Source organism: Niabella terrae, assembly GCF_054783135.1.
Window position 1 is genome coordinate 511,226 of record NZ_BAAGRD010000001.1, and the last position, 20,862, is coordinate 532,087.

Sequence of the window (20,862 nt, forward strand, 5' to 3'; positions counted from 1 at the left end):
GTTTTTACATCTTATACGGATATTGTATCGATACTGCAAAAAATGGCTCCTGACTTAGATCCCAGAAGCTAAAACCTTTTGGGTTTTACGGACTGTTTTATAAAATTAAGAAAACATGGAAGCCTAGTCATCGCGGCGACCGCCCAGATAGATCATGATATACTGGACCAGGGTTACCACAGCTGCCAAAGCGGCTACAACATAAGTCGTTGCCGCCCATTTCAAGGCGTCTTTGGCCTTGGGATATTCATCGGTATTGGTAATATTGGTGGTATTTAGCCAGGCCAGAGCCCTCTTACTGGCATCAAACTCCACAGGAAGGGTAATCAGACTGAACAGGACTGTGATGGCCATTAGGATAATACCGATCAGTAGCAAGGTTGTATGGCCGGAAGCGGCCAGTACGACGCCGGCCAGCAACACCCAGTTGACCAGGGAAGAACTAAATTGCACAGCAGGCACCAGCTTACTACGCATCTCCAGGGGGCCGTAGGCTGTGGCGTGTTGTACGGCATGTCCGCATTCATGGGCTGCTACCGCCGCCGCCGCAATGCTTCGCCCCTCAAACACATCCGGACTGAGGTTCACCGTCTTGTTGGCCGGATTATAGTGATCGGAAAGAAACCCGGGGGTGGATGTTACCTGCACGTCATAGATTCCGTTTTCCCGCAGCATTTTCTCTGCCACTTCCTTTCCACTCATTCCATTTGCCAGGGGCACCTGCGCATATTTCTTGAATTTACTTTTCAGGACCATTGATACCAGCATGCTGATACCTACAAAAATCATGGATACAATAAAAATTCCGGGTGTCATTATATGTGTTTAATTTTTACAATAATATATCAAATCTCTGTCCAATCATCGTACCCTGTCATTTTGTGCCTTTTTGTCATGTAGATAAGTAATTGATATTTTTTTCCTAAAGACTGCATTTATAAAATATATTGAAAATCAAACAAATAAGATCGAAACCAATGGGTTTTTACGATAATTTAACCCGGTTTAAAAGAATTTCATTTTTTACTTTTAAACCCAATTTGTACCTTAGTAGCAGAATTTAATGGGTTAGTAAGTAAAAGGGCCGATCGCAAGAGAGGCCTTTTTGCTTTTTGTAAATAACTGTTTCAATTAGTTTTATATAACGGTTCTTGTTGCTAAATCCTGAAAATCTGCTAAATCCTGCCGCTGAAGTTTCTACAATCAAACAGCCTGCCAGTCTTTGGCTGCCATCGCAAATTTCCCCCTGACAGAACGGTCGAATGCTTTAGTTTTACAAAATTCAATCTGATCTAGATATATGGGTAAGGCTAAAAAATCTTTTTTCTGTCAGCAATGCGGTTATGAAAGTGTCAAGTGGGTGGGCCAGTGCCCATCCTGTGGCCAATGGAACAGTTTTGTAGAAGAAATCATCCAAAAAGGGAATGGCAAACTGAATTGGGCGGATTATTCACCTGCGGAGAAAACCACGGGCAAAGCCATTGCACTGGCAGCGGTCAGCGGAGGAGAAGAAGAACGCATCATCAGCCCTGATGCAGAATTGAACAGGGTTTTAGGGGGCGGCATCGTCAGCGGCAGCCTCATTCTTGTAGCCGGAGAACCCGGCATTGGCAAAAGCACTTTGTTCCTGCAGAACGGACTGCAATTGCAGGATCAAAAGGTTTTATACATTAGTGGTGAAGAAAGTGCACAGCAAATCAAAATGCGTGCAGACCGACTCAATGCAACCGGTAAAGGGCTCAACAGCAACCAGTTTTTTCTGTTGACGGAAACTTCGGTTCAAACCATTTTTCAGGAAATAAAAAAATTAAAACCTGATATCGTCATCGTGGATTCCGTACAAACCCTCCAATCCGATTTTATTGATGCCTCACAGGGCAGTGTATCACAGATTCGGGAATCGGCCGGAGAATTCCAGCGCTATGCCAAAGAAACCAATACGCCTGTATTTTTAATCGGTCATATTACGAAAGAGGGCGGTATTGCCGGCCCCAAGATTCTGGAACATATGGTGGATGTGGTGCTACAATTTGAAGGCGACCGCCATTATGCCTACCGGATTCTGCGGACGCTCAAAAACCGATTCGGCAGTAATAGTGAACTTGGAATTTATGAAATGACCGACAGTGGCATGCGGGGCGTCGCTAATCCCAGTGAACTGCTGATCACCCAGAAAGAAGAACCCTTAAGTGGTATCAGCATCGCGGCTACCCTGGAAGGAGTCCGACCCTTATTAATTGAAGTTCAATCTCTTGTAACACAGTCTGTCTACGGCACGCCCCAACGAACCGTTTCCGGCTTTGACCTGAGGCGCCTGCAGTTGCTCCTGGCCGTGCTGGAAAAAAGAAGCGGCTTTCATTTCGGGGTTAAAGATGTGTTCCTGAATATCGCCGGCGGTCTGAAAGTGGAAGACCCTTCGATTGACCTGGCGGTGCTTTGTGCCCTCTTGTCCTCTTACGAAGACATTCCCCTGCCACAACAGGTCTGTTTTGCAGGAGAAGTGGGCCTCAGCGGTGAAATCCGTGCGGTAAACAAAATCGACCAGCGCATCGCGGAAGCCGAAAAACTGGGCTTCGAAAAGATATTTGTCTCCCGGTACAACCAGTCCCTCCGGCAGGATAAATACCGTATCGAAATCATTCAGGTGAGCCGCGTCGAACAGGTCTACGAGAAACTGTTCTGAGCTGTATAAATAGCCCGCCAGACCCCGGACTGCCGGCGCCGAATAAATCCTTCCGTTTTAATGACTGAACCGGCTTATTTTTGCAGCTTTCATGAATACCCAAACGGAACCATACGAAATCGTCATCGGGCTGGAAGTTCACGCACAGCTGCTTACCGAAAGCAAATTATTCTGCGCCGACAGCATCGCTTTTGGAGCGGCCCCCAATACCCATATCAGCCCCATTACGCTGGCGCATCCAGGCACCTTGCCCAAAATGAACCGCAAGGCCATTGGTCATGCCATTAAGATGGGGTTGGCCTGTCACTGCGATATTGAGAAGAGAAACTATTTCGCCCGAAAGAATTATTTTTATCCGGATCTGCCGAAGGGCTATCAGATATCCCAGCATACCACCCCCATCTGCAAGAACGGGTATGTAGACATCAGGACCAGTGAGGGGATTAAGAATATCCGGCTCAACCGGATACATATGGAAGAAGATGCGGGGAAAAGCCTTCACGATGTTAACGCAGCAAATACAGCTATTGACTATAACCGGGCAGGTACGCCATTGATCGAGATTGTCACTGAACCTGATCTGCGTTCCAGCGAAGAAGCTTTTGCTTATGTCAGCGAACTGCGCAAGCTACTGCGCTATCTGGAAGTCTGTGACGGTAATATGGAAGAGGGTAGCATGCGATGTGATGCCAATATCTCGGTACGCTTAAAAGGCAGTACCGTATTGGGTACCAAAGTGGAGGTCAAGAACCTGAACTCCATCCGAAATGTGAAACGGGCCATAGATTTTGAAGCCAACAGACTGATTCAACTGCAGGAATCCGGTGAAACCATCCGGCAGCAGACCCGTAGTTTCGACGCGGCTACCGGTACCACTTTCGCTATCCGGGACAAGGAAGATGCCGAAGATTACCGGTATTTTCCAGACCCTGATCTCACCCCCTTCGATCTCAAAGAGGAATTTATCGAAGCCATCCGTAGCAGTATACCAGCCCTGCCGGCAGAAAGAATGAAACGCTACAGCGACGATTACGGACTTCCGGCCTATGATGCTCAGGTACTTACAGAAGAAAAGCAGACCGCCGACTATTTTGAGTCTGTTCTTGATAAATTGTCCGCTGCAGGGCCGGAGGGCCGGCTTCCAGCCAGTCGGGCCAAGGCAGCCGCCAACTGGATGCTGGGACCGGTTAAAAACTGGATGAACGAACAGCATGCATCCATTGATGATTTTCCGCTACAGCCGGGAAGTATCGCTGGTCTGGTTCTCTGTGTAGAATCGGGTCAATTAAGCTTTTCAGTAGCTTCCACCCGACTATTCAGTCTCCTGTTGGCTGATCCGGGCGCCGAGCCTGCTGCACTGGCGGAAACCCACCAGTTGGTTCAGCAATCTGATACCGCAGCGCTGGAACCGGTCATCGATGCCGTATTGGAACAATTGGCAGACAAAGTTGTTGCTTATAAAAAAGGTAAAAAGGGGTTGCTGGCTTTATTTGTAGGTGCTGTGATGAAGCGCACGCAGGGTAAGGCCGATCCGAAAAAGACAAATGAACTTCTCCTTCAAAAATTAAAATAAATATACGGAACAGCAGGGCGGCCTGCCGGTTGGGGTGGAACACCGTATGTCATCCCATCCGAATCCCCTAAAAGATAATCCCAATATGAAACAACTATTTCTGTTTACCCTGATCAGCCTCAGCCTGGCCGCCTGCCAACAAAAAGACGATGGCCATTTTACGATCAAAGGCAATATTTCCGGCAACCCGGGTAAATTGGTTTATCTCGAAGAAGTTCCGGTAGGCACGATGCGACCGGTGATCGTGGATTCTGCCGCCCTGGATGCCCAGGGTCGCTTTACTGTGAAGACCGTCATGGGCGAACCGGCTATTTATAATCTCCGGGTCGATCAGTCCTCATTTCCGGCCGCATCAGTGATTAATGATGTCCCGAATCTGGAGCTTAAGGTTAAGATGAATGAAAGCAACAGTCAGTTTCTGGAAGATTATGAGGTGAAGGGATCTCCAGCGAGCCTGTCGCTGAAAAAATTCATTACCAGGTTCAATCAGGACATGCAGTCCATCTTTATCAACCTGATGAAGGCCGACAGCCTGCAGAACGCCGGACAGCCGGACAGTACCATTACCCCCTGGTATCAGGCCAATAAGCAAACGGCGGATTCCCTGAAACAATTCACGCTGGCGGAAATGGACCGTTCGGGAAATGCAGCCCTGACATTGTTCGAGCTCGGTTATTACCAATCCTCAGCCAATAACCCCAATGCGGGTCTGGAACCTTTCAGTAATTCCGAAGTCGATGTCACCATTGACCGGCTGGTTAAGCGCTATCCCGAGCATAAAGGCATTGCCCAGTTGCAAAAGGACCTGAAAGCACAGCTGGATGCCGCCGAAGCCGCCAATCTGGTGGGCAAGCCGGCACCGGATTTTACCCTGCCGGATCTGAATGGCAAACCAGTGGCCCTGAGTTCTTTGCGGGGCAAATATGTGCTGGTGGATTTCTGGGCCAGCTGGTGCAAACCCTGTCGCATGGAAAATCCGAATATCGTGGCTGCCTACCAGCAATTTAAAGACCGCAATTTCACCATATTAGGTGTTTCTCTGGACCAGACCCGCGACAGCTGGGCCAAGGCCGTACAAACTGATGGCCTGAACTGGACCCAGGTCAGCGATCTGAAGTTCTGGGACTCCGTAGTGGTGGGTCTCTATGGTTTTGATGGCATTCCCTTCAATGTGCTCGTGGACCCTGAAGGCAAAGTAATCGCTCAGGGGCTGCACGGCAGCCAGCTGGCCGCGAAACTGGCATCGCTGCTTCCCGGATAGGGCGGTTGGGGCGGTTCATTGCTAAAGCGTCCGTCGCAGCAGGTTTTGGAAGGTCTTTTCTTAAGGCAGATTAATTTATTCCAATAATTTAATACCGTAACTTTGCGCCTTCTTTTATAGCTATGAGCGATCCAATTAAACATGAATGTGGCCTGGCCTTCATTCGACTTCGGAAAAGTTTTTCCCATTACCTGAAAGCCTACGGAACGGTTATGTGGGGACTGAACAAGCTGTACCTCCTAATGGAAAAGCAGCACAACCGGGGTCAGGACGGTGCGGGTTTTGCCGCCGTGAAGCTCAATGTAGAGCCCGGACATCCTTTTATGCACCGGATCAGAAGCGCCCAGCCACAGGCGATTGCATCCCTGTTTCAACAGGTGGCAGAAGAAGTCAATGAGCTGGCGCAGTACAATCCGGATGTCACCAACCATCCCGGTTTGATGAAAGGTCATGTGAAATACCTGGGTGAACTCCTGCTGGGACATCTCCGGTATGGCACCCAGGGCAAGAACAATGAAGCGTTTTGCCATCCCTTTATCAAACGAAATACAATTACAACCCGCAACCTGGCCTTAGCGGGTAATTTTAATCTTGTCAATACCGAAGAACTTTTTCAGAAACTGAATATCGAGCCCGGTCCCTTTCAACGCCAGAGTGACCTGGCCGCGATGATGGAACTGATTCATAAATACCTGGTGGATGCCGATGAAGCCGCCCCTGCCAAACCGGATATCAAGCACCTGCTGGAAGAAGTTATCCCCCTGTTTGACGGTGGTTTTACGGTAGGCGGGCTGACCGGTGATGGCGTAGGATTTGTTTTCCGGGACCCCCATGGCATCCGGCCCTGTTATTATTATATCGATGACGAAGTGATTGTTTCCGCATCTGAGCGGGCCGCCATCCGTACGACTTTCAATGTAGGGGAAAACGAAGTGAAGGAACTGATGCCCGGACATGCCCTGATTGTACAATCAGACGGAACTTATGAAATCTCCCAGGTCGTAACGCCACAGCCGCGAAAAGCCTGCAGTTTTGAAAGGATTTATTTTTCCCGCGGCAGTGATGAAAAAATTTATAAGGAACGCAAAGCCCTGGGTTATAACCTGAGTGAACAGGTACTGAATGCCATTGATTTTGATTTAAAAAATACCATATTCTCCTATATACCCAATACTGCCGAAGTGGCTTTTCTCGGTCTGCAGAAAGGTATGCAGATGTACCTGAATCGTGTCAAGACGGAAAGGATCCTGGGCTGGGGCAAGGATTATGACGAGGAAATGTTGTCAGAAATGATCAACAGGCGCATCCGGGTCGGCAAAATTGCAATCAAGGACGTCAAAATGCGGACCTTTATTACAGAAGATGCCAACCGGAATGAAATGGTGCAACACGTATATGATGTCACTTACGGCACGGTACGCCCCGGTATTGATACCATTGTCGTCATCGATGATTCCATTGTACGGGGAACCACACTGAAGCAAAGTATCATTAAGATGCTGGCCCGCCTAAAGCCAAAAAAGATCCTGATCCTTTCTTCAGCACCGCAAATCCGTTACCCGGACTGCTACGGTATCGATATGAGTAAGATGGGTGATTTCATTGCTTTTAATGCCGCTGTGGAACTCCTCAGGGACCATGGTCGGGCGGAACTGTTACAGGACTTATGGGATCAGTGTAAACAGCGGAAAGCCGAAGGCAGCCTGGACCAGGAAAACCTGGTTAAACAGATTTACAAAAGCAGTACGGCTGTTGAAATCTCCAATAAAATTGCCGAAATGATCACCCCCAAAGATCTGCAGATTCCGGTACAGGTGATTTTTCAAAGCATAGAAGACCTGCACCGGGCCTGCCCCAATAACCTGGGAGACTGGTATTTTACCGGCAATTACCCCACCCGCGGCGGCAATCGGGTGGTTAATCAGGCTTTCATGAATTATATGGAAGGAAAGAACGAAAGAGGCTATTAAGCTCCGGCTCACTGCGGCACTACCGTTTTTTAAATACAAGGGCCCGTCGAAATTATTCTTCGACGGGCCCTAGCTATTATGGGAGCAACCCCAGTTACTGGTTCTGAGTCAGCGCACCGCCACTGCGGTCGATCTGTTCCTGTGGAATGGGGAAATAATTATCTTTCTCCTCAAAATTCAGCCCACTGTAAGCGCTGATCAGACCGCCTTCAAAAACTGAATAAGCATCCAGTGCCTGTTTGGCAATCCCCCAACGCACCAGGTCGAAGAACCGGTGCCCTTCCAGGGCCAGTTCCAGCCTTCGCTCAAAACGAATGGCGTTTAATGCATAATCTTTATTGGCAAAACCCGGATAGGGATTGATCTTATAAGCCGCCGCATTACTGCCGCCTATTTTCTTGAAGGGCAATTTAGCTGCCCGATTGCGCACATTATTGACCCGGGCCAGGGCATAAGCCAGGTCATTGTTTTCAGCAGCACATTCCGCCGCCATCAGATAAACATCTGAGAGCCGGATGATATTGACATTTAGTGCGGTAATCGAGGGGGTACCGGTCACGATATTGCCGGCAAAGTCTGCCTGATCAATCATGTGTTTATAGCCCACAAAAGGACCGCCAAAGGAAGGATCCCGCATCCAGCCGTCTCCCGCCATTGCACCCCAGTCGTGATAGGGAACACCCCGGCGGCCCACGGTATAATCCAAGCGCGGATCAAAAGCCAGTGCCGTGATACCGGTATAATTTTTCTTGGCGTCTCCGGTAAGGCCGAAATCGGATTTAAAGGGATTGGTCCGATAGGAATTGTCCAACATCGGGAGACCCGCCGCCGTCACCCGGTAGGAATTGACCAGGTCGAAACTGGGATTGAAGAATCCGCAACAGGAGACAGGTGCACTGCCGTAAAGTCCCCCCAGCATATCTCCTACATTCGCGTTATCGCCACCACCGTCAGGATTTATGGCATGCTGGACGGCAAAAATGGATTCCGGGCCATTCTCCGTATTCACATCAAAATTGTCCAGGAAATTCAGGGTCTCCAGACTGGGCCTTGAACTTATCACATCCTTGAACAGTACCAGGGCTTCGGTAAATTTCTTTTGATAAAGCAGAACTTTGCCCAGGTAAGCCTTGGCCGCGATCAGGTTCACCCGTCCCTCTTCACCCAGTGGCGGATCTTCTTCAAGGTTATCGACCGCAAATTGAAAATCGGCCTGAATCAGCGGCAGGACATCGACATTATTCGGCACTTTGGCAGCATCGGCCGTGCTAACGGTCTCGTCAATATAGGGTATATTTTTAAAGACCCTCCAGAGATAGAAATAATAATGGCCCCTTAACATCCGGGCTTCGGCTTCAATTTCAGTTGCCCTTTGACTGGTAAATACATCGGCCGTGCCGGATTCCTGTACCAGTTTCAATTGCCTTAAGGTCGTATTACAACGGGTAACACCTTCATAATAATTATTCCACATGGTGGAGAGGTGTTCATTGACACTGATGGCGGAATGCTTTTCAATGTCCAGCATGGTTGCCTGGTCGCCGGCTTCACTGCCTTTATGCGCATTATCAGCTGCCACATCACCAAAAAGCCACTGGCTGGGGGCGGAAGCATAATTCCCCCAGGTACCGCTTCTGTTACCATTCATCAGGCCATAGGCGCCGATCAGCAGGTATTCCACCGCCTTGGTATTCGTCACCTGTTCATCGGTAAGTTGCCCCTGGGGTTTTCGATCCAGGAAGCTTTTTCCGCAGGCTAGTCCGATCATCATCACCAGGACTATTAAGCTAAATTGATATATTCTTTTCATGTTACTATCTTTTTATGTTTTAAAGGTCTTTCTTCGTCTGTCTTCGTTTCCGGGTTGCAGTGACAGCAGGGTTAAGACCGTACTAATGGTAATTTTCGGATACTAGAAAGTAATATTTAAACCCAGCAGGAACTGACGGGGAACAGGGTAAACACCCATATCCACACCAGGTGCCGTAAAGGTGGAAGAATATTGACTGACTTCAGGATCCATCCCACTGTACTTGGTAATAAGAAACAGGTTGGTCACTGTACCATAGACGCGCAATCCGGAAACATAGCCTCCAAACATTTTCTCGGCGGGGAAGGTATAGCCCAGCTGCAGGTTGCGCATCCTGAAGAAACTACCATCCTGCACATAATAGCTGGAAGACTGATACTCGATTGTAGGTGCTTTGGAGCTCGCAGAGGGCATCATACTGTTGGGGTTGCTGGTGGGATCCCAGGCATCCAGGGTGCGAACGCTTACCGCTCCCGGAAAAGCATAGAAATCGGTGTACTGACGGGTCAGATCAAACAGATCATTTCCCTGGGAGCCGTTGAAGAACATGCTCAGATCAAAGCGCTTGTAGCTGGCATTAAAACTCAGCGAATAGATAAAGTCAGGGTGTGGGTTGCCGATCACGGTCCGGTCCGTACCATCGATCACACCGTCGGGCACCCCATCCGGTCCGGAAATATCTGCAAACTTAAAGCCGCCGACCCTTGCATCCGCATAGGACGGGCTATTGGCAATATCTGTGGCATCCTGGTAAATACCTACTACTTTATATCCGTAGAATGCGCCCAGTGGTGCGCCTTCCTTCATCACGGAAGTTGTCACCCCCCGAAGGGTCAGATAAGGCTGCTCGTGAACGGTGGGTGCCAGTTGGTTGATGATATTGGTATACTTGGATATATACGCACCAATATCAAACTGGAAGGGATTTTCACCGGTAGGGGCCGTATAGTGGTAATTGACATTGAACTCGATGCCTTTGTTCTCAATATCCCCGGAATTAATAAAGGGGGAACTACCCATGCCCACGGCCGCTGCCGGCTGCGGTACAGGATAAAGTACGCCGCTGGTTTTGCGGTTGAACCAATCAATTGAACCATCAATTTTATGATTCAGCAGGGCAAAATCCAGACCGATATTCAGGGCTTTGGCTTCCTCCCATTTTACCGCCTGGTTGTCATAATTACTGGTCCATAAGCCACTGGCCAGATCATTACCGCCTGCAATAGGATAGAAAGCATTGTTCTGGGAAGAGGCATATCTTCTGAGATACTGGAAACTGGGGATCCGCTGATTACCGGTGACCCCATAGCCGGCCCGGAACTTCAGATCATTGATCCAGGATGCCGATTGCATAAAGGCTTCGTTGGAAATTCTCCAGGCCACACTGGCCGCAGGGAACAGGCCGTAGCGGTTGTCCGGGCCAAAATTGGAAGAGCCATCCCGCCGCAGGGTGGCCGACACCAGGTACCGGTCCATATAGCCATAATCTGCCCTGCCGAATATAGAGAACAGGGCGCCTTCGGAACCGGAGCTGCCTGCACTGGTAGTTGCAGCTGTATTTAAATAATAGTAGTTCAGGTCACCGGCAATAAAAAAATCATTTCCACTGCCATTGAGTTCGTGCCATTTGGATTCCACGGCTTCGGTACCTGCCAGTAAAGTGAGGTCATGGGCATTGCCGAAGCGGTTCTTATAAGTCAGGGTATTGGACCAGGTCCATTCGGCATTATTGCCCTGGTATTCGCTCAGGGTATTGGTGGTAAAACTACCCTCTGAGCGCTCCGGATTCGGATAGCCGATGGATTTGCCGTTATAGGTCTCATACCGTACCCCATAAGTGCTGCGGAAGTTCAGGCCTTTGGCAAATTCTATATCGGCAAAGGCAGAACCAAAGAACTGGCCGCTGTTATTGATATTGTCTTTGGCTCGATACAATACCGCCAGTGGGTTATCGGCATTGCCCAGTTTATCGCCCCGGGTACCGGCAAAATTGCCCATGATATCATATACCGGCACAATGGTCTGTATCCGGTAGGCCCAACCGATGGGCGAGCCTTCTCCCTGATAGCTACCCGCCGTATTGACATTGACGCCAAAGCCATTTCCCTTGGTATAGGAATACTGCATATTCTCTCCGATCGTCACTTTGTCGTTCAGGAATTTAAAACTGGTATTACTACGAATGGTATACCTTTCAAAACCGGTATATTTAAAAGTACCCTCCTGTTTGAAATAACCACCACTCAGGGCATAATTGGAGTTTTCGCCACCACCCAATACACTGATCTGATAATTCTGCATGGGGGCATTCCGGGTGATCTCTTCAAACCAATTGGTCCCTGCCTGATTGGCGCGGGTAATCTGATAATATTTTGCCTGATCCATCACATAATTGTATTTGGCCGGATCGGCGTCAGCCGCGGTGATATTCTGACCAAACACGCTGCCTGCTACCAGGTATTCCGGCAGGCTGGGATGATCCGGGTCGGTCCCATAGTTGGCGCCTGTATTGGCGGCCTGACCCGGGGTCTCACCGGCATTCTTGAACCGCTTGTAAACATATTCGCCATACTGCATCGGCGTTAAGAATTCAGGAAATCTGGAACGATTGGGACTCTGGATGCCATAATACATATCCAGCGATACCCGGGGAGCGCCTTTCACACCTTTTTTGGTGGTGATAATCACAACGCCGTTATTGGCCCTTGCTCCGTAAATAGAAGCCGCCGATGCGTCTTTGAGCACCTGCATACTTTCTATGTCATTGGCATTCAACCAACTCAATTTCCCCTCATAAGGCATACCGTCAATGATATAAAGCGGGTCGTTGTTATTGATCGTACTGAAACCTCTGATACGTATCTGGGGCGTTGCGCCGGGCGCACCGTCATTGATAATCTGGACCCCCGTGGCTTTCCCCTGCAAAGCTTCGATGGGGCTGGCAGCCGGCTGCTTCTTGAGATCCTTCATGTCGACTACTGCTACCGACCCCGTCAGGTCCTTTTTTCGGGCAGTACCATAGCCGATGACCACGACATCGGTCAGGCTTTCTGCCTGTGAGACCAAGACCACATTTGTGCTGCCGCCATCGGCGACAGTGATGGTGGCTGGCTGGTAACCCACACTGGTAAATTCAATCACATCTCCGTTTTTGGCCGAGATGGAATACTGACCATCGACATCGGTGGTGACACCGGTCGAACCGCCCCGTATCACTACCGAAACATTCGCCAGCGGATTATCATTACCGTCGGTCACTTTTCCCGTAATGGTCTTGGTTTGGGCCTTTGTGTGCAACGTACACAAAATAAAAATTAGGCAAAGCAAACTGCCTAGCGAGCCTGTTTTTTTCATACGACGTGTTTTTTGTTTATGATGAGCAATAAATACGCAATCTCAGGCACACGGGTTCCGGGGCGGCCACAGCAACGGGCGCAATCGATCAATTAGCTAGACCCTGCGTTCAGAAACGCGAGCATATGCAGACGATAAGGATTCATGTAAACAAACAAAGCAAAATGGTTTTTTCCAAAGACAATTTTTATCTCTTTTATATGACAAGCTTTTCTTACATTCTCGTTCAGAGCACCTATCCAAACCTAGTACTTTATTTTATTAATTCCTGAAAAACTATTTCTTTTTTTTGCTTCCCCAAAAAAAATTTTTGTAAATCAGTCATTTAGCAAATGTATCTGCGTTTCTCCTTTTCTCAAAAGGAGCCAGGAGCGGGAACGCGGAAATCGGGAATAGGCCTCCGGCTTCAGCAATTAAAGTTGGCTGGTTTGCATTTCCGAAACTTCATTTATTTTTGAGGCCGATGAAGACATTAATTATAATCCGCCACGCCAAGGCAGTGCAAAGTTTTGGTCCGGACAGTCAGCGCAAATTGACCCCACAGGGTCATAAAAATGCCTTGAAAATGGCAGAACATCTAAAGGCCGCAGGCTATCAGATCAATAAAATTTTCTCGAGCCCTGCACTGCGTACCAAAGAAACCACCGCCATCTTTGCAGAGGTGCTGGATATCGGCGAAAAGGATATTAAATATTTCGACAACCTGTACCTGGGCGATACCCTGCAGATTACGGAAGCAGTGAACTGGCTGCAGGAAAATGTCCCTGTACTGGCCATCGTCGGACACAATCCAGGTGTCACGAATTTTACCAATGATGTCACTGGTTCCACCATCGAAGCCCTGCCTACCTGTGGCGTTGCCATCATCCAGGCTGAAACCGAGAACTGGCAGGATTTTGAAGAAGCGCAGAAAAAACTCGTTGAAGTGATCAGCCCCAAAGAACTGGACTAAAAGCAAAGCGGCCGGCACCGCATTAAAGAAAAATAATGGGACAAAAGAAACTCATCCGTTTTGCTGAACTGGAAACCTTTCCCAATGTATTACAGCATCCGGAAAATATGGCGGGTAACTGGCAGGAACATTTTTCCAATCAGCATCCGCTGGTCCTCGAACTGGCCTGTGGCAAGGGAGAATATGCCTTGGGCTTATCGCAACTATACCCGGATAAAAATTTTATCGGAGTAGACATTAAAGGCAACCGCCTGTGGGTGGGTGCAAAAAAGGCCCTGCAGCATCAATGGAACAATGTCGCTTTCCTGCGGGCGCAGATTGAACAACTGGATCAGTACTTTGCCGCAGGAGAAGTCGCAGAAATATGGATCACTTTCCCCGATCCGCAGTTGCGGTATTCCAAAGCCAAGAAAAGGCTGACCCATCCCCGGTTTTTGCGATTGTACCAGAAAATACTGAAGACCGGAGGACCCATTCACCTGAAAACCGACAGCCCCGATCTGTACCGGTTCACCCGTTTGGTGCTGGATATGTATGGTTGTGAATTACTTCAGGCTACCGATGATGTCTATAACCTGCCCCAACCGGATCCCGCCCTGGAAATAAAAACCCATTATGAGGCACTGGATATTGCAAAAAGTCAGCGCATTCATTATCTGCGTTTTACACTCCCGACGCAATTGGAGGGTCCGGCGCGGGACGAGCAGCTAAAAGAAGCCATCCATTATGAACTGGGTAGAGGGTGAACATTATTATCTGAATCAGGAAGGTAAAGTCGTCCTGACTGAAAAATATCATCTCTTACGTGGTTATTGTTGCAGCAATGGCTGTCTGCATTGCCCTTATGATTACGAAAATGTTCCAGAACCCAAAAGATCAGAAATCATTCATGAGCGGAAACAACAACAGCAAAAACAGTCGCCTGAAGAGCCTGAAACCTTCGGGACAACCTGACCTGAGTTTTTTTGAACAGGTATATGCCATTGCCCGTCAGATTCCAAAAGGACGGGTGACTTCCTACGGTGCCATTGCCCGTTGTATCGGAACCGGCAAATCTGCACGACTGGTAGGATGGGCCATGAGCAACAGCAGTACCGTCCGCCCCGGGGTTCCTGCCCACCGCGTCGTCAACAGCGCCGGACTGCTTTCGGGCAAACATGCATTTAATCCGCCTGAACGGATGCAGCAACTACTGGAAAAGGAAGGTCTGACCATTAAAAATGATAAGGTGGCTGATTTCAAAATTCATTTCTGGAATCCAATGGAAGAACTGTAATTTCGCGGCCGTTCTCATGTTACAGCAGGTACATAGAAATTCATCTTTTCGTTTCCGCCACTGGAAACGAAAAGCCTGGGCGGCCTTCAATAGCATTGGCCGGCATGTGACCATTGGTCAGTTGAAAGCGGTAGTTACCGATGTATTGCTGGGCAAGCAAACGGTGCTGCAACCAGGCTGTGCGCCAATTTGGGGGACGGAGGATACTGCAGCTACTGCCGCAACAGAAGATCCGCCGGAACCCGGCTGCCTTCCGGCTGCCGGATTGGGAATTGTCGCCCTGCATTCCTCTAAACTTTATGTCAAGGATGGTCCTGCGTCAACTGACGGAGAAGCTGCCATTCTGTGGCCTACATATAAAATTTTTATGGCTGGATACAAAAGTATCCGGCCATTTTTTTTATTAATTCAATTAAGCAGATAAACCAAAAAAATGAAGAAAGGAACTATTACGATGATCGCAGTGATGCAATTGACACTAGGATATGTCACCCAGGCCCAGCAACAGCCGGCGGACAGCATCGGTGATCAGAACATGCTGGAAACAGTCACAGTCCGGGAGAACCGGCTCCGCAGTTCAGCCCTGCAGCAAAACCGGAATATACAGATCCTGGACCAGCAGAAAATTGCTGCGCTCCCGGTTCACTCGGTCACAGAATTACTGGCTTATGTCTCCGGAGTAGACCTCCGTCAACGAGGAGCCTGGGGCACACAGGCCGACGTCAGTATTGATGGGGGCACTTTTGATCAAACCCTGGTGTTGGTGAATGGACTAAGGGTCACCGATCCACAGACCGGTCACAATATGATGAACCTGCCGCTGACATTGGACCTGATTGATCATATTGAAATCTTACGCGGATCCGCCGCCCGGGTCTATGGCATCAATGCTTTGACCGGCGCCATCAATATCGTTACCAGAACACCCGATAAGACCGGCGCAAAACTTACCGGCTATGGAGGGAGCAGTTTTGAAAAAAGTGAGACTTCATCAAACCTCTATAATAACTGGGGCGTCCGGCTTTCCGGTTCCCTGGCGGGTAAATCCGCGAGCCACCTGTTGAGTGCGAGTCATGATCTCAGCAATGGATACCGGTATAATACCGGATCCCGTAATGAAAAATTATTCTATCAGGGACAGTTCCGCACCAATAGCACCGATCAGTTGGAACTGATGGCGGGCTATGCCAATAACCGCTTTGCAGCCAGGGGATTCTACAGCCCTGCTGCCGACAGTACATCCTTTGAAATTACCCGGAATTTTCTATCTGCTGTAAGTTACCAGGCCCAATTGAGCCCCCAGTGGATTATGCGCCCCCGTGTCAGTTACAGTTTCCGGCAGGATGAGTACCAGATTCCCCAGTACAGTTACCGCAACCTGCATAAGAATCATATCCTGTCTGCAGAGATCAATAACAGCATTCAAACCAGCGCCGGCGATATCGGCATTGGTATCGAGGCCCGGCAGGAACGAATCGCCAGCACCAATCTTGGTGATCATCAACGAAACAATTACGGCCTTTCTGCAGAATACAAAACCAGTTTCAACAAGTGGCTGTTTACCGCAGGCGGGTACCTCAATTACAATTCAGACTACGGCTGGCAGTTTTTCCCGGGCATTGATGCAGGCTATCGGATTACTCCCAAACTAAAGCTATATGCCAATGCCGGTACTGCCCAGCGGATCCCCACTTTTACAGATCTCTATTACAGCGACCGTGCCAATCTCGGGAATCCCGGACTGGAGCCCGAACAGTCCCGGTATATAGAAACGGGTCTTAAATTTACGACTACCCGGTTCCATGCGACTGCCTCCTATTTTTTCCGGCGTGTCGATCACTTTATTGATTATATTAAATCAGCAGACAGCAGTCTGTACCCCAGCGCAGGAGATACCACCAAGGCCAGGGCCCAGAATTTCAGAACGGTGGATGTGCAGGGGTTCAGTCTGAATGCTGACTACCGCAGCCCCCGTAATGAAACAGCGGACCTGAACAACATCCTGCTGAGTTTAGGCTATACCTATCTGAAACCCCGCATCAGGGACCCGAAAACAAGCATCGCCTATAGTTCAAAATATGCCCTTAGCACCCTCCGCCACCAACTGCAGGCAACGATCGGTGCTGACTTTCTACGCCACTGGGCGCTAAGTGTCAGCGCCCGTTATATGGAACGGCTGGCCTACACAGATTATTTTCTGCTGGATGCGCATTTACACTGGGAACATACGCGTTTTAAACTATTTGTCGATGCGACCAATCTCACCGACCTGTACTATACCGAAGAAGGTGTCAGCCCGATGCCGGGCAGGTGGCTACAGGCAGGCTTAAGTCTGCGTCTCTGATGGGTACCAGTGAGGACCGGCGACTGTTTTGGGATTCACCTGAAACAGTCGCTTTTTTGTATAACCTGACGGCCGGATATAGGGCTACCACATTGGTCAGAACTGTCTAGAGGATTTTTACATTTCTGCGAAAACTTTCATCCAACGAAATAAAGGTTTCGGTTCTCTCGATGCCTTTGATTTTCTGGAGTTTTTCATGCAGTACTTCTCTGAGTTCAGAGATATCACGGCAGATAATTTCAGCAAACATGCTGTAATTCCCTGTGGTGTAATTGAGTCGTACGATTTCGTCAATTTTATGCAGTTCTTTGGCTACCGTATCATACAGGGAGCTTTCTTTCAGAAAAATCCCGATAAAGGCAATTACATCATAACCCATTAATTTGAGATCGGGGTGCAGCCGGGTACCTTTTACCACCCCGTCTTTCTGGAGTTTTTTTATCCGGACATGGATGGTGCCGCCGGACACAAAAAGTTTTTTACCCAGATCTGCATAGGAGATTTCGGCATCTTCCATCATATGCTCGATGATCTGCATATCCAGTTTGTCAAGATTCAATTTAGGACGCATAGTAAGCAGTTTGAATTAGAAATAATTAATTTCAACAACTAAATTATTGAATTTATTCTATATTTTAAAAAAGTTTATTAAAACATTTGGAATGATTACGCAATTTGTTTTACTTTTGTTTTAACAAGGCCGGCAGCGAAAAGTTAAAACAGCAGGCCTGAGTTCTTAAATATTGTGGGGTGATGAAATTTTTGGCAGACATGCCCTCTTGTCTCGAGGGTGAGGAATCCGGGATAAACACAACATAGAGCCGACCGTCAGGCCGACCAGGGTTGACCACTAACTTTGTGTTGATGCTAACTGCCTCGTGGAGGTTCGAGCCCTCCCCCTACAGCTTACTGAAACCTCCGTTCTGCGGAGGTTTTTTTGTTAAGCTGCCGCAACAGCAGAACCGACCGGCACCACACCGCTCTGAGGCCTGGAGTCATTCCCACATGATTTCAGGTAACATCCCGTTCGTTTCCAGACAGCTAACTACACTTTACAGTATAGTTTTCTTTGATGTCCGCCGCAGTTTCAGGTCCCTGCATTTTCCGTTAGTTGGCTGCTTTTTCCTTGCCGCTCCACCTCCTTCAAATATAGAATTATTTTGGAGACATTGATACAGAGAGCCTTATTTTTGCCCCTAAAACCTATACGAATATGAAAAAATTACTTTTTATTGTCGGAATTTTTTATTGCCTGAGCGGCTGGGCCCAGGATGAAGTGGTTACTGCACTAAAAAAAGATGCCGAAAGAACCATTACAAAAGACCCCGCAGACACCACGTCCAAAACCTGGAAAACAGGCGGTTTTTTTAATGTAAATGCTGCCCAGGGATCGTTAAGTAACTGGGCCGCGGGTGGCGATAAATTTTCCCTGGCGATCAATTCCAACCTGAGTACCTATGCATTTTATAAAAAAGGAAAACATAGTTGGGACAATACCCTCGATCTGAATCTAGGATATATCAATACCTCCACGCTGGGTACCCGCAAAAACGACGATCGGATCGATCTGGTATCCAAATACGGATATGCGCTTTCAGAAAAATTAAATATTGGCGCCCTGTTCAACTTTCGTTCACAGATGTTTAAGGGTTATATCTACGATGGGGACGGGAATCGGGAGTTCGCCTCCAACTTCCTCGCGCCGGCCTATGTATTGCTCAGCCCGGGCATTGAATGGAAACCGAACAAAGATTTTTCAGCTTTTCTGTCGCCGGCCACCGTCCGGTGGACCATTGTCACCAGCGACCTGCTGTCTTCCCAGGGCGCTTACGGGGTGGATACCGGCAGTCATGTAAAAACAGAATTCGGCGCCTTTGCTTCCCTGAATTACATGAAAGAAGTGAACAAAACCCTGAGCTTCAAAAGCCGGCTGGATTTGTTCAGCAATTATCTGCAAAATCCCCAAAATATCGATTTGTACTGGACCAATATGCTAAGTCTTAAGCTGAGTAAAGTCTTGTCGCTTACGTATAATCTGGACCTGATCTATGACGATGATGTGCGGCTGTTCGGACCGAACGGCGATGCGCCGCGAACGCAGCTCAAATCCATGCTGGGACTGGGTTTTATGGTCAAGTTCTGAGCACCGCATTTTAAGGAATATTTGCAGCAGGCCCCGGGCCTGCTTTTTTTATAGCGTCCAGTAATCCCCTGACCGCCTGTTGCAATAATTCCGGCTGCGGCGGGATAAATCCCCGATAAGGGCCTGTGGCCGCCCTGGCCAGCATTGTTCCCAGATCGAAATCCTCCTGCTCCGTAGCCAGGGTAAATCCCTGCCGGCTCAGGTAGGCCGCCAGATATTCCTGCTCTGACTGACCGGGTGTAGGAACCATGATGGATCGGGCCTGCACAGCATTGACATCCATAACCGACGAATAGCCACTGCGGCAAATGATATAGCTTGCCCGGTTGATTTCTGCGGTCATATCCGCCGGCGATAAATGGTCAAATACTTCTATGGGACCCGGAGGCTGCCGGACGCGGGCGCCGGGACGACCCAGTACCACCGTAGCCGTCCCGGTATGTGTGGTCAGTTGCCGGAAGATTAAACTTTCCAGATGACTGCGCTGCGGTTCCGGTCCCGAAATAATCACTAAAAGATGGCCTGGTTTCCGGGGCTGCCTTCCCGGCTGCAGCCGGGAAAGGGACCCAATATATAAACAGGGGATTTTAGGGAATACAGCGGGGTGTGAAAGCACACCACCCAGTTGCAACGGGCCTTCAAAATCAGGGATCCAACACTGGGAAAACTTCCCTAACAGGCGGAAATTCATCCGCTGCACCAGCCGCTTCAGCCAGCGTCCGCCGGGAACCTGAATCTCCAGCTGGTGGGTTAAAATTACGGTGGGGATCCGGGAATGGTAGAGACCGTACCGATTATCACTGATCACCGCGTCCGGCTGATATTCCCTGATGATCTGCTCCAACCAGCGGTGTTCCCGTCTTATGCTGTGGGCGATCCGTGGCAATTGCGCCAGCATCCTGGGAATAAATCCTTTTCTGCTATGGCTGTAACGAATATTATACCCCGCTAATGTTAAAAATTCTGCTTGAGGGAATATAGGGCACAATATCTTTTTCTGGATTTCATTACCGGCGAGCAGTATGTCGGCGCCTTGCGCAATTAATTCATTTACAACAGGAATACAGCGGGTCGTATGACCGAGTCCCCAGTCCAGGGGCGCTACAAGCACTCTAGGTTTTCTGTCCATAATATGCCTGGAATCAATTTTCTGGTTAAAAATTATACCAAACAGGCGGTTCTTGAATTAAATAATTTTTAAATTAGGTAAATTTACAATTATTCGCAAACCCGGACTGTGTCTTTTCCAATGAACAGGTATCGCAGAGATATTATACTCGTAATCAATGATGCTTCGGTAGCACAGGATGATATTGACATGCATCTGGAATATCTGCATGAAGTCATCGCTCAGGTGGATAATACCGATGGCTTTTGCCAGGCGCATGAACTGGTGAACCGCAACCGGATTACTGCCAACCGCCAAAAAATTCTGCAGGCAGTGAGCAAGGAGCAACTGAAGCCCTTCCGCTTTCTGCTCAACAAAAATTAATCTG

The 20,862-nt window shown here is 48.7% G+C and carries 17 protein-coding genes; 12 read left to right on the forward strand and 5 right to left on the reverse strand.

Annotated elements, in window-relative coordinates; all coding sequences use genetic code 11:
- Window positions 1–123: 123 nt before the first annotated feature.
- Complete coding sequence (locus ACYVI9_RS02290; protein ID WP_460760095.1) at window positions 124–816, reverse strand: zinc metallopeptidase; 693 nt, start codon at window positions 814–816, stop codon at window positions 124–126.
- Window positions 817–1,300: 484 nt separating this feature from the next.
- Between ACYVI9_RS02290 and radA the strand changes: the two genes are divergently transcribed.
- From radA to ACYVI9_RS02310, 4 genes are all read left to right on the forward strand, one after another.
- Complete coding sequence (gene radA / locus ACYVI9_RS02295; RefSeq protein WP_460760097.1) at window positions 1,301–2,683, forward strand: DNA repair protein RadA; 1,383 nt, start codon at window positions 1,301–1,303, stop codon at window positions 2,681–2,683.
- A gap of 91 nt (window positions 2,684–2,774) precedes the next feature.
- On the forward strand, window positions 2,775–4,256 hold the full coding sequence (gatB, locus tag ACYVI9_RS02300) for an Asp-tRNA(Asn)/Glu-tRNA(Gln) amidotransferase subunit GatB (RefSeq protein WP_460760100.1): 1,482 nt from the start codon (window positions 2,775–2,777) through the stop codon (window positions 4,254–4,256).
- A gap of 85 nt (window positions 4,257–4,341) precedes the next feature.
- Window positions 4,342–5,517 carry a redoxin domain-containing protein gene (locus ACYVI9_RS02305; RefSeq protein WP_460760103.1) on the forward strand — a complete coding sequence of 392 codons (1,176 nt, stop codon included), beginning with the start codon at window positions 4,342–4,344 and terminating at the stop codon, window positions 5,515–5,517.
- A 122-nt stretch (window positions 5,518–5,639) separates the two neighbouring features.
- Window positions 5,640–7,487, forward strand: a complete 1,848-nt coding sequence (locus ACYVI9_RS02310; protein ID WP_460760105.1) for an amidophosphoribosyltransferase — start codon at window positions 5,640–5,642, stop codon at window positions 7,485–7,487.
- Between the two features lie 94 nt (window positions 7,488–7,581).
- Here the strand turns inward: ACYVI9_RS02310 and ACYVI9_RS02315 are convergent, their stop codons facing one another.
- Together ACYVI9_RS02315 and ACYVI9_RS02320 are read right to left on the reverse strand one after the other, a co-directional pair.
- Window positions 7,582–9,297, reverse strand: coding sequence for a RagB/SusD family nutrient uptake outer membrane protein (locus ACYVI9_RS02315; protein WP_460760108.1), 1,716 nt, complete (start codon window positions 9,295–9,297; stop codon window positions 7,582–7,584).
- Between the two features lie 102 nt (window positions 9,298–9,399).
- Window positions 9,400–12,594 (reverse strand): SusC/RagA family TonB-linked outer membrane protein, encoded by a 3,195-nt coding sequence (locus ACYVI9_RS02320; RefSeq protein WP_460760111.1) that lies wholly within the window; start codon window positions 12,592–12,594, stop codon window positions 9,400–9,402.
- Window positions 12,595–13,114: 520 nt separating this feature from the next.
- On the opposite strand from ACYVI9_RS02320, the gene ACYVI9_RS02325 reads away from it, so the two are divergent.
- Genes ACYVI9_RS02325 through ACYVI9_RS02350 form a run of 6 tightly spaced genes read left to right on the forward strand, consistent with a single transcriptional unit; the run spans window position 13,115 to window position 17,223 of the window.
- Window positions 13,115–13,603, forward strand: coding sequence for a SixA phosphatase family protein (locus ACYVI9_RS02325; protein ID WP_460760114.1), 489 nt, complete (start codon window positions 13,115–13,117; stop codon window positions 13,601–13,603).
- 35 nt (window positions 13,604–13,638) lie between these two features.
- Entirely contained in the window at window positions 13,639–14,349 is a 711-nt protein-coding gene (gene trmB, locus ACYVI9_RS02330; RefSeq protein ID WP_460760116.1) for a tRNA (guanosine(46)-N7)-methyltransferase TrmB, read from the forward strand.
- Entirely contained in the window at window positions 14,330–14,557 is a 228-nt protein-coding gene (locus ACYVI9_RS02335; RefSeq protein WP_460760119.1) for a DUF5522 domain-containing protein, read from the forward strand. The genes trmB and ACYVI9_RS02335 overlap by 20 nt, the downstream gene beginning before the upstream one ends.
- Window positions 14,493–14,879 (forward strand): MGMT family protein, encoded by a 387-nt coding sequence (locus tag ACYVI9_RS02340; RefSeq protein WP_460760121.1) that lies wholly within the window; start codon window positions 14,493–14,495, stop codon window positions 14,877–14,879. The genes ACYVI9_RS02335 and ACYVI9_RS02340 overlap by 65 nt, the downstream gene beginning before the upstream one ends.
- A 16-nt stretch (window positions 14,880–14,895) precedes the next feature.
- Window positions 14,896–15,303 carry a hypothetical protein gene (locus ACYVI9_RS02345; RefSeq protein WP_460760124.1) on the forward strand — a complete coding sequence of 136 codons (408 nt, stop codon included), beginning with the start codon at window positions 14,896–14,898 and terminating at the stop codon, window positions 15,301–15,303.
- Between the two features lie 9 nt (window positions 15,304–15,312).
- On the forward strand, window positions 15,313–17,223 hold the full coding sequence (locus ACYVI9_RS02350) for a TonB-dependent receptor plug domain-containing protein (protein WP_460760127.1): 1,911 nt from the start codon (window positions 15,313–15,315) through the stop codon (window positions 17,221–17,223).
- 106 nt (window positions 17,224–17,329) lie between these two features.
- Here the strand turns inward: ACYVI9_RS02350 and ACYVI9_RS02355 are convergent, their stop codons facing one another.
- Window positions 17,330–17,794 carry an Lrp/AsnC ligand binding domain-containing protein gene (locus ACYVI9_RS02355; protein ID WP_460760130.1) on the reverse strand — a complete coding sequence of 155 codons (465 nt, stop codon included), beginning with the start codon at window positions 17,792–17,794 and terminating at the stop codon, window positions 17,330–17,332.
- Between the two features lie 642 nt (window positions 17,795–18,436).
- On the opposite strand from ACYVI9_RS02355, the gene ACYVI9_RS02360 reads away from it, so the two are divergent.
- Complete coding sequence (locus ACYVI9_RS02360; protein WP_460760133.1) at window positions 18,437–19,366, forward strand: DUF3078 domain-containing protein; 930 nt, start codon at window positions 18,437–18,439, stop codon at window positions 19,364–19,366.
- A 10-nt stretch (window positions 19,367–19,376) separates the two neighbouring features.
- Here the strand turns inward: ACYVI9_RS02360 and ACYVI9_RS02365 are convergent, their stop codons facing one another.
- Complete coding sequence (locus tag ACYVI9_RS02365) at window positions 19,377–20,495, reverse strand: glycosyltransferase (RefSeq protein WP_460760136.1); 1,119 nt, start codon at window positions 20,493–20,495, stop codon at window positions 19,377–19,379.
- 108 nt (window positions 20,496–20,603) lie between these two features.
- Between ACYVI9_RS02365 and ACYVI9_RS02370 the strand changes: the two genes are divergently transcribed.
- A complete protein-coding gene (locus ACYVI9_RS02370) occupies window positions 20,604–20,858 on the forward strand; it encodes a hypothetical protein (RefSeq protein ID WP_460760139.1) in 255 nt (84 codons plus the stop codon).
- Window positions 20,859–20,862: the final 4 nt, after the last annotated feature.